Raw genomic sequence first — 15,268 nt, 5'->3', positions numbered from 1 at the left:
TCGGAGTGGCGCTCGGCGTCTTCGAGGGAGTGGGCGACGGGGTGCTCGACGTGCTCGACGTCGTGACGGGGGTGCTTCCGCTGTTCTGCTGGGAAACGAACGCGACAATGCCACCGATGAGAACAAGGGCCAGCAGTGCGATCAGGGCGATGAGAGGCCAGGTCCAGGGGCTGCGCTTCTTCTTCGCGGCCTCCTCGGCCGCTGCCGCTGACGCGCGCGTGACGGGCGGCAGCCCGGAGGGAAGCAGCGTGGTCGCCTGCGCGTTCGCGCCGGCACCGGGCATGAGCATGGTCGCCATGGTGGGGGTGACCCCGTTCATGACGGCAGGAACGGAAGCGGCCGCGAGGGCCACATCACCGCGGCGCAGGGCGGTCGCGGCCCTGGCGAGGTGGGCTGCGGATGCCGGGCGGTCCGCCGGGTTCTTCGCGAGGCAGGAGATGACGAGGTTGCGGACCGGCTCGGAGACGGTGTCGGGCAGGTCGGGGGCGATCTCGTTGATCTGCGCCATCGCGATGGCCACCTGGGACTCGCCCGTGAACGGGCGGCGTCCGGCGAGGCACTCATATGCAACGATGCCGAGCGAGTAGATGTCGGTCGTCGGCGACGCTGAGCGACCGCTGGCCTGTTCGGGCGAGAGGTACTGCACGGTGCCCATGACCTGACCGGTGGCGGTCAGTGGAACCTGGTCCGCGATGCGGGCGATGCCGAAGTCGGTGATCTTGACGCGGCCGTCGGGGGTGATCAGCAGGTTCCCGGGCTTGATGTCCCGGTGCACCAGTCCCGCGGCGTGCGCGGCGTGCAGGGCGGATGCCGTCTGCGCGACGATGTCGAGGACCTTGTCGGTCGGCAGGACGTGCTCGCGCTCGAGGATCGTCGACAGGGCTTCGCCGGGTACGAGTTCCATGACGAGGAACGCGCTTCCGTCTTCTTCGCCGTAGTCGAAGACATTGGCGATGCCTTCGTGGTTGACGAGAGCGGCGTGACGGGCCTCGGCGCGGAAGCGCTCGAGGAAGCCTGGGTCACCGAGGTACTCGTCTTTCAAGATCTTGATGGCGACGGTACGACCGATTACGAGGTCGACGGACTGCCAGACCTCGCCCATTCCGCCGATGGCGATCCGGGACTTCAGTTCGTAGCGTCCCCCGAAGGTGAGCCCTGCTGTGGGTCTCATTTGTTCAGCACCGCCTCTAGTACCTGCTTTGCAACGGGTGCGGCGAGCAAATTGCCGTACCCCTTCTGGCCAAGACCTCCGCCATCCTCGACGAGGACGGTGATCGCGTATTTTGGATCTTCTGCGGGAGCAAAACCGGTGAACCAGAGTGTGTATGGCTCGTCAGTTCCGTTCTCGGCCGTACCCGTTTTTCCCGCCACGTTGACCCCGTCTATTCTTGCATTGCTCGCCGCGCCATCCGCGACGTCGTTGACCATCATCTGGGTCATCGTGGCCGCGGTTGCGGCGCTGATCACCTGTTTCACCGTCTTCGGCGTAAAGCTTTCGAGAGGGCTGAGATTGGGGGCGATGATTTCCTCCACCAGGTTCGGCGCCATCTGGACTCCGCCGTTTGCGATCGTCGCCGACACCATCGCCATCTGCAGGGGCGTTGCGCGCACTTCGTACTGCCCGAATGCCGAAAGTGCGGTCTGCGCGTCGTCGAGGACCGTGGGGTACACGCTCGTCGCGACGTCGAGGGGAACCGAGTAGCTCGTGTTGAACCCGTACTTCTCGGCCATCTCCCGGATGGCCGTCGACCCGAGCTGCAGCCCGAGCTCTGCCATGGGGATGTTGCAGGACAGGCGCAGCGCGGTGGCGATCGTGACCGTGTCGCCGCTGCCGCAGGTGCCGCCACCGGAATTGATCACGATCGACGAGCTGCCCGGCAGCGTGAAGGTCGCCAGGTTCGGGAAGGCGCTGTCGGGGGTGAACTTGCCCGATTCGATGGCAGCGGATGCGACGACGAGCTTGAAGACGGAGCCGGGAGGGTTGAGGGCATCGATGGACCGGTTGATGAGGGGGTTGCCCGGGTCGTTCACGAGGCTCTGGTACGTGCCGGTGACGGCCTCGCTGTCGTGCACGGCGAGCAGGTTCGGGTCGTAGCTCGGCTTGGACACCATGGCCAGGATCCGGCCGGTCTTCGGCTCGGTGACGATGACGGCACCGGTGAGGTTCCCGAGGGCATCCCAGGCGGCCTGCTGGGCGACCGGGTCGATCGTGACCTCGACCGATGCGCCCTTGGAGACCTGGCCGGTGACGAGGGAGTTCATCTGGTCGAAGAACTGGGAGTCCGAGGTGCCGCTGAGCTCGCCGTTGAGCGCGTGCTCGAGCCCGGTGGCCGCACCATTGACGGGCAGGAACCCCGTGACAGGGGCGTAGAGCGCGGCCTTGCTGTACGTGCGCAGGTACTTGTAGTTGTCATCGGTCGGGACAGACTGTGCGATCGGGGTGCCCGCAACCAGGATGGCGCCGCGCTCGACCATGTAGCTGTCGTAGAGCGTGCGGGTATTGCGTGAGTCTGCGGACAGGCTTTCGGCCTGGAAGACCTGGATGATCGTCGTCGAGCTCAGCAGGGCGACGAACATCAGCATGACGACAATGCTGACGCGCTTGAGTTCGCGATTCATCAGACCACCAGCCTGGGTTGGTTGCGGATGGTGTCGGACAGGCGCAGCAGGAGCGCGACGATGATCCAGTTGGCGACGAGCGATGACCCGCCGGCCGCGAGGAAGGGTGTCGTGAGCCCCGTGAGCGGAATGACCCTGGTGACACCGCCGATCACGATGAAGCACTGGAGGACGACGACGAAGGAGAGCCCGACACCGAGGAGCTTGCCGAAGTCGTCGTGCCCGGCGAAGCCGATGCGGATGCCGCGGGCCACGAAGAGCAGGTACAGGGCCAGGATCGCGAACAGCCCGGCGAGGCCGAGTTCTTCGCCGAGGCTCGCGATGATGTAGTCGCTCTGCGGAACCGGGGTGATTTCGGGGCGTCCCTGGCCGAGGCCGGTGCCGAGAAGGCCGCCCTTGGCGAGCCCGAACAAGCCCTGGACGAGCTGGTAGCTCCCGCCGTCTGCGTTGTAGACGTCGGGGTTGAGCGCATCGAGCCAGTTCTGGAACCGGCCGTGCACGTAATCGAGGGTCTGGCTGGCGATGATCGCGCCGCCGATGAAGAGGGTCATGCCGAGCAGGACCCAGCTGAGCCGGCCGGTCGCGATGTAGAGCATGACGAGGAACAGCCCGAAGTAGAGCAGCGCTGTTCCGAGATCGCGCTGAAAGATGATGACCGACATCGAGAGGGCCCAGAGAACCAGGATCGGACCGAGGTCGCGCAGCCGCGGGAACTTCATCCAGAGCACCCGGCGGCCGACCATCGACAGGCTGTCCCGGTTGCGGACCAGATAGCCGGCGAAGAAGATCGCGAGGGCGATCTTTGCGATCTCACCGGGCTGGAAGGTTGCGAAGGAGCCGATTCCGATCCAGACCCTGGCACCGCTGACCTCGCGGCCGAGGCCGGGGACGAGCGGGAGGAGGAGCAGGACGACCGCGACGAACCCGGACACGTAGGTGTAGCGGAAGAGCACCCGGTGGTTGCGGATGACGAGCATCACCGTGATGGCGCAGGCGATCGCCAGGCCGCTCCACACGGTCTGGCGCACGGCGGCACTGTCCCAGCCGGCGTCTCCATTGGCGATGTCGATGCGGTAGATCATCGCAATTCCGATGCCGTTCAGGAGCGTGGCGATCGGCAGGATGAACGGGTCGGCGTCCCGCGCCACGAAGCGCAGGACGATGTGCAGGCAGAGCACGAGGCCGGACAACCCTGCGCCCAGCACGACGAGGGTCGTATCGATGTGCCCGAGCGCCCCGAGCTGGACGAGCACGACGGCCGAGGCGTTGATCCCGCACGCGACGATGAGCAGGAACAGTTCGACGTTCCGCATCTTCTGCGGCAGGTGCAGTCGCCGCGTGCTGCCGGGCTTGGACTTCGGAGCGCGCGTGGGGGCATCCGTTGCCCGTGCGTTACTCATTCTTCGCCTTCGTCAGGCGCTCGACCACGAGGCGGGCCTCATCGAGCGACGCTGCGCTGATGGTCTGCTCGACCTGCTGCCGGTCGTAGACGCGCAGGTCGGTGACCTGGAGCGGGGTCTCCTCGTAGACGGAGTGGAGGGAGATGGGCCCGAGGTCCTGTTGCACGCCGCGGAAGATCGCGACCGTGCTGCCCTCGACGCCGACGTAGTACCGCGTCTGGGTCCACTGGTAGCCGAGGATTCCGCCGCCGACGAGGGCGACGATGAGCAGGATGACGCCGGCGAGCCAGGTGGCCTTGCGGCGGCGGGCGCGGCGGGCATCCTCCTCGATGAGTTCGGTGAGGTAGTCCTGGGAATCGGGTTCGAAGTGGGTCTCGCGAACGGGGTGCAGGCGCAGGCTCGACATCCGCAGGGCACGGCTGCGTCCGGGTTCCTCGCCGAAGGCCAGCGGTGCGGATGCCGACCCGACGACGATGGGGGTGTCGATGCGTTGGTCCGGCGCGCCGATGTCGACGACGACGATCGTGACGTTGTCAGGGGCTCCGCCGTCGAGGCTCTCCTTGACGAGTCGGTCGGCGACGCCCTGCGGGTCGAGCTCGCTCGAGAGTGCGGCCGCGATGCTGGTGTTGGAGACGACGCCGCTCAGTCCGTCAGAGCAGATCAGCCAGCGGTCGCCGGCGAAGGTCGCGAGGATCGAGGTGTCGATCTCGGGGGCGGCCTCGACGTCCCCGAGCACGCGCATCAGGACCGAGCGGCGCGGGTGCACCATCGCCTCCTGCTCGGTGATGCGGCCGCTGTCAACGAGGCGCTGCACGAAGGTGTGGTCGATCGTGATCTGGGAGAGCTCGCCCTGGCGCAGGAGGTAGATGCGTGAGTCGCCGATGTGGGCGATCGCGACCTCGTCGTTGAGCACGATCAGGGCGCTGACGGTCGTGCCCATTCCGGTCAGCTCGGTGTGCTCGTAGACCGTCTCGGCGAGGAGGGAGTTCGCCGCGATGAGGGCGGCCTGGAGTGCGAATTCGGCGTCCTGCGGGCTCTGGTAGTCCCGGTCGGCCTCGATGATGCGCTTGGTCGCGATCGCGGAGGCGACGTCGCCTCCCGCGTGCCCGCCCATGCCGTCTGCGACGAGGAACAGGTGCTGGCCGGAGTAGCCGGAGTCCTGGTTGTTGGACCGGATCTTTCCAACGTGGGACGCGGCCGCGCTGTGACTGACTGTCGCCATGGACCTACCGCCGAAGCTCGAAGCTGGTCGCGCCGATCTTGACGGTGGTGTTCAAGGGGACAGGTGTCGGAACCGCGAGGCGTACGCCCGCGAGGAAGGTGCCGTTTGTCGAATCGAGATCCTGGATCATCCACTTGTCATTCCACAGCATCAGCCGGGCATGGTGGGTCGACGTGTAGTCGTCGCGAATGACGAGGCTTGAATCGGCGGAGCGACCGATCGTGACCGAATCCACGGTCAACGGGAATTCGGTGCCGGCCTTCGGGCCGGAGGTGATCACGAGCCTGGTCGCGTTCTGGGCGGTGGCCTTGTCGCCGGGGCCGAGGTCGTCCTTCGCGGCCTGCGCCGAGAACTGTTCCGTCGGTGCCGCAGCGGATGCCGCCGGCGGCTGGACGAAGGCGGGAGCGGCCTGCATCACCGGTGCCGCGACCGGTACGGCCGACGGGAATGCTGCGGCGAGTCCTGCGGACGCCACCGCGGGGGCGCCGTCCTTGGGCTGCTTGCGGACCCTCTGGCCGAAAAGGTCGCTGCGGAGGGCATAGACGATGCCGAAGATGAAGAGCCAGAGCACGAGAAGGAACCCGAGCCGCAGGACGAGCAGGGTCAGCTCGCTGACATTCATGCGGAGGGCCCCCAGAATCCGCCCATGTCGTGGCGCTCGTGCGGTGCGGCCGGCAGATCGGAGCGCTGGTCGGCAGCGGGAGCATCCGCGTGGGCCTGGGCGAGCACCCGGAAGACGATGCGGGTGCGGCCGATGGTGATGACCGAATCCGGTTCGAGGATCGCCTGCTTGACGGCGACACCGTTGAGCTGGGATCCATTCGTGGAGCCGAGGTCGCGCACCTGCGCACGGGCGCCGTCCCAGGTGATCTCGACGTGGCGGCGGGAGGTGCCGGTGTCGTCGATGGTGATGTCGGCATCCGTGCCGCGACCGATGACCGTGGTCGACTTGCGGAGCGGGTACCGCTTGCCGCCGACATCGACGACGGGCGTCCAGGTGACGCTGCCCTTGACGGTGGACGAGTCGATCTGGACCATGCCCTCGCTGAGGCCGCGGTCGTCGGAGAGGCTGATCGAGATGCCGCCGGCGAACTGGTAGCGCTGCTCGTTGCCGTGCTGCTGGACCAGGTCGGTGAGCTCGTCGATGAGTGCGGGTCCGAGGTTGGTCATGCGCTGGAAGTCGGTGTGGCTCATGCGGACGGTGAAGCGATTGGGCGCGAGGATGCGGTCGCGGGACACCACAGCTGCCTTGGTGTCCAGTTCGCGACGCAGCGCGGAGGTGATCTCCACCGGCTGTAGTCCCGACTTGAAGGTCTTGGCGAATGCGCCGTTTACGGCGCGCTCAAGGCCCTTTTCAAAGTTATCCAGAATGCCCACAGGTCTCCCGATCCGATCCTTTCGGCTATCAGCATGTTACTTGCCTCGCGTGTTAACTCGCCCGCCGGGCACATGGAACCGGAATTGTCATCCTACGGGAGGCGGCTATGGGCACGGAGGTGGGTCCGTTTCTGTCCGGCCAGGAGGCAGTCTCGCATGACTCGCGTCCGAGAGGGTCACGAGACGGCAAACGGGGCGGATGCTGCGCGCCCCTTCCCGCCTCGCCCGGCGGCTGGACGAATGGCATTCGCACCCCGATTAGTGCTAGCCTCTCTAAGTTCGCGCGAGTGGCGGAATTGGCAGACGCGCTGGCTTCAGGTGCCAGTGTTCGAAAGGACGTGGGGGTTCAAGTCCCCCCTCGCGCACAGTGGGTTGATTGCCAAATAGATTGAATCTATTTGCGAAACCCGGTCGGACAAGAAAGGCCCCCGAGAAATCGGGGGCCTTTCGTCGTTCCCGGCGCTTACGTTGCCTCTCGGTGAGGCCGACTCTGCTGGGACGCCTCTTCCGGCCACGAAAAAGCGCCCCAGCCGACTCGAAGAGGTGTTTTCGAGCGTGCGGGAGCGCCGTGCAGTGCGCGTGAGAGTGTCGGTGAAGCGGCGCCGGGCCTAGGTCTTGGCTGGCGACGTCTGGAAGTCGTCCCAAGCGGCGACGCGCTTGTTCTTGCGGTTCTTGCGCCTCTTCCGGAGTAAGAGTTTCCGTGCCTTGCGGTCGGAGCGTTCGTCGTCGGTCTCTGGCCGAAGCATGTCGTCGCGGAATTTCTGGAGTTTCCGGAGGTTGCCGGCGACGACGAGGATGCTCACGAGCAGGTATTGGGCGGTGGACCCGCGGACGCGTCGGCGGCTGGAGTCGCCGATGGCTTCGTGGGAGCTGTCTTTGAGGAACCCGTTGGCTCCTTCGATGGTGTTGCGGTCGTGGGAGTAGATTTCCTGCCACTCGTTGCTGCCGTACTGGTAGTGCTGGGCGAGCTTCGCGCCTGCGTCGAGTGGGACGCTCACCGAGGAGGCGTTTGTGCAGATTGTGTCGGGCTTGACGGGTGGGTTGTAGATGGTCGTCAGGGCGTCGTCGACCTTGGAACAGCCGTTCTCTACGAGTGGGCAGCTGACGGTGGCTCCGGGTCCGCGGGCGGGACACATCATCGGGACGCGCCCCTTGGCGTCGGGCTTCTCCTTGGGACGCAGCATGTATTGGCGGCGTTCAACGATGCGTTTTCGCCAAGTGTCGGCGTCGATGTCCTTCGCTCGGTAGAGGACGGTCGCGTTGACGAGGCCTTCGGGCATCGACGGGCAGTACAGTGCGCCTTCGACCTGGATGGCGCCGGCATAGCCGTCCTTGAGGCCCAGTTGGATGTCGAGGTAGTCGGTGACGACGGTGTAGCCGAGCATGCGGAGTGGGATCTGGAATTCTTTGGGTACAGCGGCGACATGGTACCCGCGGTCGCCGGTGGCGCGCCCGGCGGGGTGTCCGCGCTCGGCCACGCTTTCGAAGATGTGGCGTGCGGTGTGGATGAGTGCGGTGCCGGGGATGTTGAAGCCGATGCCCGCGACCAGGAGCGGATACCCGGGGAGGGTCTTGGGGTCGTGGTTGGTCTGGACGGCGATGGTCAGGTCCCAGCCGAACACGGACTTCACCGATTTGGTCGAGTCGTTGGTCTCCTTGTGGCTGCTGGTGCGGCGGTACCAGCCGGCGTCGGACTCGATGGCCACGTGGGTCTTGGACCGCGGCGCGCCGCGCTTCCCGTAGGCGGGGACGACAGTCGCGTCCACGCAGAGGTCGCCCTGCCACTGGTTGCGGGCCGCGTCGGGCACGAGCTGGAGGGTCGCTTCAATCAAGGCGTTGCACACCCAGTCCAGGCGCGCCTGCTTGACCTCGCTGTTCGCCTCGACACGGCGACGCAGCGTTTCTTCGTATTGTTCGGGAGTAGAGAACTTCCACTGCTTGCCGGGCTTCGGGTCGATAGCGTCCAGCGCTCGGTGCAGGGCACGCCAGAGCGGGAAGTACCAGCCCTCGCCGGTCTCCCTCTTGCCCCACAAGTCGAGGTGTCGTAGTGACTTCCCGCTCAACCGGTCGGAAGCGATGGTCGCCATCTCCTTGACGAACAGGGCGCTGTGCTCGGTGCTGAGAAGCAGGAACAGGATGAGCACCGTGCGGGTGCTGGCGACACTTCGCCGTCCGCCGGGCGCGGTCTTCACCCGGTCCTCCACCCTCCAGGCGTCAATCTGCTCGGCGACTTTGGAGTCGTCGACGAGCTTGCCGATGAACTAGACCTGGCTGTGAGAGATGCGGCTGGAGTTGCCGGTGAACCCGTGCTTGGGCAGGGTCCGTCGAAGCTGCTCCATGACTGTTGTAGACGCCGGCTGCGCGTCTGTCGTCGTCATGGTCGCGGCTCCCCGCGGAAGAGGACCTTCAGGTCGGAGGCCTCGGGTATCCTCACGAACGGCGCGAGCCGTTCGAACGTGCTGAACGTCTTGACGCCGAGCGCCTGGGCCAGGGCGACGATGGGCGTCCTGGCCTCGAGGTGACCCACAATCCACGTGGACCGCAGACGCTCCACGGTCGGGAACTCGCGGCCCTTCGCCGTTGAGTTCAAGAACTTCTTCACGTACGCGACGGCGTCGTTGGGGCGCTCGTCCTTCACGAAGAGGTAGTCCGAAACGAGCGGCCCGCGCAGTAGCCGCGTGACGTCGTCTTCCCAGTCAACCAGGCAGACGACCGTCCGCGGGCTTGCACCCGTCACGGTGACGATGACGCCGTCCGCGGTGGAGTCCACGTCCTCGACCTTGAGGTGCATGATCTCGGCTGTCGTCAAGGCGCAGCCCGCGGCGAGGGCGAGCAGCACCATCCAGTTATGACGGCGGAGCGCGGTCGACCGTGTGGCGGCCTGGCTCCGGAACCGAACCATCGCTGCCGGGGAATACGGGGCGAAGGGGTTCGGCCGTGGCTTCTTGCCGGCACCTCGGCGGACGGGGTCGAAGGAGTGGAGTTCGCCGGCGATGCGGAGGAGGCGGAGGCGTTCTGCCCGGGCGACGACGGGACTGAGGCCTGCCATCTGGCGTGCGGTGAACGTCTCGATGTGTCGTCCGCTGAAGACGATGTTGCGCTCGAGCGGGAGGCAGGCCGTCTCCGTCGTCCAGACGGCGAGCCGGGACACAACGGTCAGGGCTTTGCTGGCTTCGGCGCAATTTGTCGGCGCGAAGTCTGCAACGGCGGACCGGGTGAAGTCCGCGACGTCGTCCCAGAGTCGGTTGGGAATCATCGGAGTGAAGTTCTGTATGGTTTGGGCGACATTCGCGTCCAATTGCAGATTACTATATGCGTTATGACTATCGTCGACAAGGGTCAAGGCCTCGGGTGTCATCGGGCACCCCGCGTTCCGTGCTCTACGCTCGTCCTATGTCCAGGCCCGCCCGACCCATTCCGCACGACCTCACGGACAACTGGCCCGAAATGTCCTCGGTAGATCCCGTCGGGGAGGTCGCCCGGCAGTTCGCTCTGAACGTGAAGGCCGCCATCGGAGACCGAAGCATCCGCGGGGCGGCCCGCGACGTGGGCGTGGACCCCTCGACGATGATGTCCGTGCTCAACGGCCGCTCCTGGCCCGACCTCGCCACAATAGCCAAGCTTGAAATGGGCTTCGGCGTCGACCTCTGGCCCGGCCGGCTCGACAAGTAGCGGGCGAGTCGCCGATGGGGACCACGGGTTTGAAGAAAGGCGACGGGCGGCTATCGATTGGGGCTGTGAATAGAGTTCCATTGCCCGTATCTATGCGCGCGTACGAGCGGAGGTGTGGATCTCTAAGGAAGCGGCTGGTCAGATACTATTTATTCGCGACTAGAGAGATCTTCTGGCCTGAGCCAGCCGAGAGACCCCGCCATGCGGGCAGGTCCGGCACGTCGCACGACCACCCGGCCTCTGTCGTGGCTGAGCACCGCGCATATCCTGGGCATGACATATCCCACCTGTGGCCGATGCTGCTTCCTCAGCAAACGTAAGCAACGGCGTGTATCCCGAGCGCCCGACGCAAGCAGCCGGAGAGTCCCCGAATTTGAAAATGGAACCCCGCGCTATGCTTCGACCATGTCGACACGCTTCATTTCTCCAACTGCAATTGAGAATTTGGCTGCGCGCATGCGGGACGAGGCCGGACTCCTCGGCGAATCTTCGTCGAGAGTCGATATCCGGCGAATGGCAGTGTTCTTCGGCTGTGAGGTACAGGACGTTGAGTTTTCTCCGGATACTGTATCGGCACGCGTGAAGCGTCACGATGATTCTGCCCGCTTCCAGTACCTGATTCAGATCAATGCTTCGGACGCCAAACCCAGGCGCCGTTTTTCGATTGCACATGAGCTCGCCCATGTCGCACTGCACGATGACCAACGCGGTGGAACTTTCGATTTCGTTGAGGATCGAAAGCCGCTTGCTGACTATAGGGATCCCAACGACCTGTATAAGGAAGTCCAGGCCAACATGCTGGCTGCGGCCCTCTTGATGCCTCGCAAAGACGTTGAGCGTGTTTGGGAAGACGTGGACGACATCGACGACCTTGCGAACGCGTTCGCTGTGTCGCGCGATTCGGCCTACTTCCGACTGAACAACCTCGGTCTTCTCGTAAATGGATGAGGTGGCGGAAGCCGAGCTACCTTCTTCTCGGCTTGCCTCTCTGGTTGAGGGCACGATTGCAGAATCGGCCGATGAGAAGTCAAGGCCTGTTTCTATCCTTGGTGCCGTTCCAGTTGTTCGTGTATCGCACGAAAAGGAAGAACGGAAGATAGCTGGTGTGCCTGAAGGATTGAGCTACTTTCTCATAGTTCATCCAATGACCACGTTCTTCGGGGTTCTCGCTGAGAAGGAATTCGGGCATCTCAAGGCCCCTAGCTTTCACTCGAAGAGGGAGAAGTCCAAGGGCCTCTACTGGACATGTGTTGTGTTCGACTTTGTGTGGATGACGACAGCGATATTGCTCATCTTCACGGTCCTGAGCCGCATTGTCTGGAAAAGCTTCTTCTCCTGAGCGCATTTGGGCTGTGGCCAATCGACGGGGCGTTTTCAGTGCTCAGCGAGCCAGCTCAGGGCCCCGAAAGGGGCCTCCCGTTGGACGACGTTACACAGGTTCGGGAGTATGCCCGATAGCCGTGACACGAGCAATTGCCCAGCGCCAGCTCGCAGACATCGTCGACAGAACGAGGCCTCGCTTAGAAATCGTCCTCATCTGCGAGACGAACAGTGAACCAATCGAGGTCCTTGGGGAACAAGAGCAGTCGGCCAGAAGTTCTTGCCTGGCGCATAGGGCCGTAGTAAAGGAACGCCGCTCCTTGTAGGTCTTCGGCGTCGTCGATGCCCTTACTCTCCATCAGTTCGGCGAGGAATTTGGACTCCAGCTTCAGCGAAGGAGCACCTCGCCAACCCAGGTTGAACCAAGCACCCGTTTCGTCTTCGTGTACATACCGGATTGTGCCCCAATAGAGACGGCGCTGCCCATTGTGTTGCACATCAGCGTCAATTGCTGCGATGCAGAGTTCCGCGATACTCATTCGCCTATCGTCCGGGAGCACAATGATCGCGGGGTTGACGGCGAAGTCCGGCTCTCGAACTAGCCGACGCAAGAGGGTTGACAGGCCGAGGTTGCTGCGAGCGATACGGGAACCTCCAGGGCCCGCATACTGACGCGCTTTCCCTTCATGCGGCTGGCCGCCTGGCGTGTGCGTCACATGTGGGACTGCTCGATTCAGCGCTGGCTGAAGAAGTAACTCGTCGCCGCGGTTGTATGCCGGCTCATCCGTGGGAAGGTGACCGCTTCCTCGGTCATCCGTTAGCGCAGCTGCCAATTCGCAGTCATCGCCGTGGGGCCTGGCGCCGAAACACGCCGCACGACCGTTTCGCGCACGCCGGATGAAGTAAGCCGCCTTAGAACAGGATGTGCAAGAGAGGGAGTCCCGAAAGCTCGCCCTTTCGCCCGAGGAAAGGTCGGCGTAGTCGGATGCTAAAACGACTGAGCCGGTGGCTCCGCAGAAGGCTTCATACATGGCGTAACGATACCGCGCACGTGCGCCACGAACTCCGCAACCCCCACAGCCACCTCGACGGGGAGTAGTTGACCGTCGATTCGGTGGGTGGACAGGTCGGCTGAGTCGAACCAGAACTCATCGAACGGCAGCGCGGCAGAGAACATCATCCGCGTCCGCAGACCGTTGGCCCTGTCATAACATTCGTCGATGACAGGGAACAGCGTTATTTCCCAGATTCGTGACTGCGCGCCGCAACGGCGCAATCGAACTTCACACAGGTCTTCAGAATTGCTCATGACCTTCCTATGCGCAGTCGTTCTAAGCCTGGCCAGGCCGCCCTCAGCACTGCTGACTCTGCATTAGTCTGAGTCTTCCGCCTTGTCGCCGAGGGTGTAGGAGACGCTGATGGTGATGCCGAGTGTGTTCATGGTGCGAAATAGCCGGGTGACGTAGAGGTTGGGCTTCCCGTTCTCGAGCCCTTGGAGGTAGTTGCGGGAGAATGCGAGCTTGTAGGCCAAGTCCTCCTGGCGTATGCCCCGGGATGCGCGGACCGCCTTGATGACCGCACCGAGGTCCCGAAATCGCTTGACGGTCACCGTGTACATGCTGCTGTCTCTCCCCGTGTCGGTTTCGCCGGCTACTCAGCCCAATGCAAGCTTATTCGTGCACACCTGCATGCCCGGATATGCGTGCACTGTAGCTTCACGCGTCCCGCAGCCTCGCCCGAACCTCACCCGCATCACGCTCGCGCACGAACCTCACGTACCGGGTGAGCGCCTCCAGGGACTCGATGCCGGCGGCGCGCATCAGCGGGACGACCGGTGTGGCCGCTTCCAGGTGCCGGACTATCCAGGTTGCGCGCAGTCGCTGCGACTGGGGTTTGACTCCGACGACCTGGCTGCGGTCGATGAAATTGGCGATGAGGTTCGGGTAATACGCGCCGTGGTTCTCGCGGAAGGCGAACCGCTCTGGTGCGAGGGCGCGGGTCCGGTCGACCAAGACCTGCTCCCAGTCGCGCAGAACGGGCACAGTACGTGGGCGCTCACCGTTGATTTCCAGGAGCACGCCGCCCTGGTCAACCACGATGTCGCGCACGCGGAGCTGGCCGATTTCGGATGCGGCCAGTCCCGCGCCGACACCGGTGGCCAGCAGCACCCAGGCGTTCGCGCGCCGTGCCGGAGTCGACTGCGTGGAGGCCCAACTGCGAAGCGAGATCAGCTCCGCGCTCGAGTACGGGGCTGCCGGCTCTGACGGCTCGAGCGCGGCGAGTCGCCGGGGTACCTCGCGCGGGTCGAGTAGTACCTCGGACATCCGCAGGAGCTGGCTTCTAAGGTTGCCCCGCGAGGCGGGCTTCAACGTGGGACAGCCAACTGCGATGAACCGGGCGACCACGTCCCGTCGGAAGACCACAGCGCGCTCCAACGGGAGCCCTGCCGTCTGCCAGGTCCATGCGGCGAGGCGTGACGCCGCGATCTTCAACTCGGCCACCGTGTATGGGGTGCCGTCGGCCGAATCTGCGACGGCATTGAGAACGAATTGCTTCACTTCGATCCAGACTGCCAAGTCCAGATTCGGTTCGTAGTCGGAACTTGTCACCGCAACCCCAAAGGCTTGAATTGCGGATTAGTATATGCATTAAACGTATCTGAGTCCAGAGTGTGTCGGCGAAGCGAACTGGTCGACAGGGAGGGTCGGCGAACATGGAGCACGAACCGCAGGAGGTCACGTCCCTAGCTGGTGACGAGGGCGGCGTCTGGCGCGTTGTCACGCAGGGCAGCTCACACATCCTCGACCTGGACGCCAAGACGGTCACGCGCATTCCGGGTTCAGGCCGGCCGGCCACCTTCAACGACTGTGTGTGATCAACTCTTTGTAGGCCGTTTCGGCGCTGGATCCCTGCCAAGTTAGCGGCTGGTTTCCTGCCAAATGAGCGCTAAAAATCAGGCCAGCAAATCCCGCCCAAGAAATGGGGTTGGGGATGCGTAGAGATTGAGATCACCTGGCGGCCGTGGCCCTCTCCAAGCGATGGAGACATGGGCCCGCCACCCCCCGATAGGTTCCTAAAGGCGTGTCTACTGCCAAGCGGTCGCGCCGGAAGGAACCAGGAAGCAGATGACGGTACCCATGTCCGTGCAAGAAAATATCAGAACACTCGACTCCCACGGAATTGCGGGCCGTGAAATCGCCCGCCGGTTGGGAGTCAGCCGCGATGCGGTGGCGAAATACACCGGGCAACAGAACTATTCACCGAAACCACCGACACCCGTTCTGAGGCCAGCCGGGTCAGCCTTGACCGGGTTTGAAGACACCATTGAGACGTGGTTGGGCGAGGACCAACGCCGGCCGCGCAAGCAACGCCACACAGCCAAGCGGGTCTTTGATCGCTTGATGAACGAGGAGAACTACAGCGGCAGCTACTCCCCGGTGCAACGCTTCGTGAGGAAGTGGAACGACCAACACCGTCAGGCCGGTGAGGGCTTCACGGAGCTGGTTTGGCCGGCCGGCACTGCGCAGGTCGACTTCGGCCAGGCCGAGGCCATCATCGGCGGGATCCGCCAGATCCTGCACATCTTCGTCGTCACGTTCCCGTTCTCGGACATGCGCTTCGTTCAGGCCTACCGCGGAGAGACCGCCGAGTGCGTCTG

Annotated in this window: 16 protein-coding genes, 1 tRNA gene and 1 pseudogene; 6 read left to right on the top strand and 12 right to left on the bottom strand. The window is 64.2% G+C overall.

The features are described from left to right. The 6 genes from QN357_RS12285 to QN357_RS12260 form a co-directional block, all read right to left on the bottom strand. A partial coding sequence (locus QN357_RS12285) for a serine/threonine-protein kinase (RefSeq protein ID WP_323504948.1) occupies positions 1-1,171 on the bottom strand: 1,171 nt, incomplete at its 3' end. Further along, on the bottom strand, positions 1,168-2,619 hold the full coding sequence (locus QN357_RS12280; protein WP_134560834.1) for a peptidoglycan D,D-transpeptidase FtsI family protein: 1,452 nt from the start codon (positions 2,617-2,619) through the stop codon (positions 1,168-1,170). The genes QN357_RS12285 and QN357_RS12280, both read right to left, overlap by 4 nt. Next, the gene (locus QN357_RS12275; protein ID WP_322189015.1) at positions 2,619-4,019 is read right to left on the bottom strand and encodes an FtsW/RodA/SpoVE family cell cycle protein; all 1,401 of its coding nucleotides are present in this window, start codon (positions 4,017-4,019) and stop codon (positions 2,619-2,621) included. Before QN357_RS12275 ends, QN357_RS12280 begins: the two co-directional genes overlap by 1 nt. After that, positions 4,012-5,241: a PP2C family protein-serine/threonine phosphatase gene (locus tag QN357_RS12270; RefSeq protein WP_134448590.1), complete on the bottom strand. Its 1,230-nt coding sequence runs from the start codon at positions 5,239-5,241 to the stop codon at positions 4,012-4,014. The genes QN357_RS12275 and QN357_RS12270 overlap by 8 nt, the downstream gene beginning before the upstream one ends. 4 nt (positions 5,242-5,245) lie before the next feature. Continuing rightward, positions 5,246-5,863, bottom strand: a complete 618-nt coding sequence (locus tag QN357_RS12265) for an FHA domain-containing protein (protein ID WP_134448592.1) — start codon at positions 5,861-5,863, stop codon at positions 5,246-5,248. Beyond that, positions 5,860-6,618, bottom strand: coding sequence for an FhaA domain-containing protein (locus tag QN357_RS12260; RefSeq protein WP_134560835.1), 759 nt, complete (start codon positions 6,616-6,618; stop codon positions 5,860-5,862). The genes QN357_RS12265 and QN357_RS12260 overlap by 4 nt, the downstream gene beginning before the upstream one ends. A 281-nt stretch (positions 6,619-6,899) precedes the next feature. Between QN357_RS12260 and QN357_RS12255 the strand changes: the two genes are divergently transcribed. Then, positions 6,900-6,983 (top strand) — tRNA-Leu (locus QN357_RS12255). Between the two features lie 243 nt (positions 6,984-7,226). On the opposite strand, the gene QN357_RS12250 is transcribed toward QN357_RS12255, so the two are convergent. Together QN357_RS12250 and QN357_RS12245 are read right to left on the bottom strand one after the other, a co-directional pair. Beyond that, the gene (locus QN357_RS12250; protein WP_323504947.1) at positions 7,227-8,810 is read right to left on the bottom strand and encodes a hypothetical protein; all 1,584 of its coding nucleotides are present in this window, start codon (positions 8,808-8,810) and stop codon (positions 7,227-7,229) included. A gap of 182 nt (positions 8,811-8,992) precedes the next feature. Next, complete coding sequence (locus QN357_RS12245) at positions 8,993-9,874, bottom strand: hypothetical protein (protein WP_322189010.1); 882 nt, start codon at positions 9,872-9,874, stop codon at positions 8,993-8,995. 137 nt (positions 9,875-10,011) lie between these two features. On the opposite strand from QN357_RS12245, the gene QN357_RS12240 reads away from it, so the two are divergent. The 3 genes from QN357_RS12240 (at position 10,012) to QN357_RS12230 (ending at position 11,629) form a co-directional block, all read left to right on the top strand. Further along, on the top strand, positions 10,012-10,290 hold the full coding sequence (locus QN357_RS12240) for a helix-turn-helix transcriptional regulator (RefSeq protein WP_322189008.1): 279 nt from the start codon (positions 10,012-10,014) through the stop codon (positions 10,288-10,290). 405 nt (positions 10,291-10,695) lie between these two features. After that, positions 10,696-11,238, top strand: coding sequence for an ImmA/IrrE family metallo-endopeptidase (locus tag QN357_RS12235; RefSeq protein WP_322189006.1), 543 nt, complete (start codon positions 10,696-10,698; stop codon positions 11,236-11,238). Continuing rightward, the gene (locus QN357_RS12230; protein ID WP_322189004.1) at positions 11,231-11,629 is read left to right on the top strand and encodes a hypothetical protein; all 399 of its coding nucleotides are present in this window, start codon (positions 11,231-11,233) and stop codon (positions 11,627-11,629) included. Before QN357_RS12235 ends, QN357_RS12230 begins: the two co-directional genes overlap by 8 nt. Before the next feature lie 181 nt (positions 11,630-11,810). Here QN357_RS12230 and QN357_RS12225 read toward each other — a convergent pair whose 3' ends face one another. From QN357_RS12225 to QN357_RS12210, 4 genes are all read right to left on the bottom strand, one after another. Then, complete coding sequence (locus QN357_RS12225; protein ID WP_322189002.1) at positions 11,811-12,149, bottom strand: hypothetical protein; 339 nt, start codon at positions 12,147-12,149, stop codon at positions 11,811-11,813. A 449-nt stretch (positions 12,150-12,598) separates the two neighbouring features. Further along, on the bottom strand, positions 12,599-12,919 hold the full coding sequence (locus QN357_RS12220; protein WP_322189000.1) for a hypothetical protein: 321 nt from the start codon (positions 12,917-12,919) through the stop codon (positions 12,599-12,601). A 63-nt stretch (positions 12,920-12,982) separates the two neighbouring features. Continuing rightward, entirely contained in the window at positions 12,983-13,228 is a 246-nt protein-coding gene (locus QN357_RS12215) for a helix-turn-helix domain-containing protein (RefSeq protein WP_322188998.1), read from the bottom strand. A gap of 97 nt (positions 13,229-13,325) precedes the next feature. Further along, positions 13,326-14,168 carry a hypothetical protein gene (locus tag QN357_RS12210; RefSeq protein ID WP_322188996.1) on the bottom strand — a complete coding sequence of 281 codons (843 nt, stop codon included), beginning with the start codon at positions 14,166-14,168 and terminating at the stop codon, positions 13,326-13,328. A gap of 155 nt (positions 14,169-14,323) precedes the next feature. Here QN357_RS12210 and QN357_RS12205 point away from each other — a divergent pair, with 155 nt between their 5' ends. After that, entirely contained in the window at positions 14,324-14,485 is a 162-nt protein-coding gene (locus QN357_RS12205) for a hypothetical protein (protein WP_323504946.1), read from the top strand. Positions 14,486-14,747: 262 nt separating this feature from the next. Then, positions 14,748-15,268 (top strand): annotated as a pseudogene (locus QN357_RS12200) (IS21 family transposase); the annotation flags it as partial.

It is taken from the genome of Cryobacterium sp. RTC2.1 (assembly GCF_035018685.1).
GTDB lineage: Bacteria > Actinomycetota > Actinomycetes > Actinomycetales > Microbacteriaceae > Cryobacterium > Cryobacterium glucosi.
This window is presented reverse-complemented; position numbering and strand designations above follow the sequence as displayed.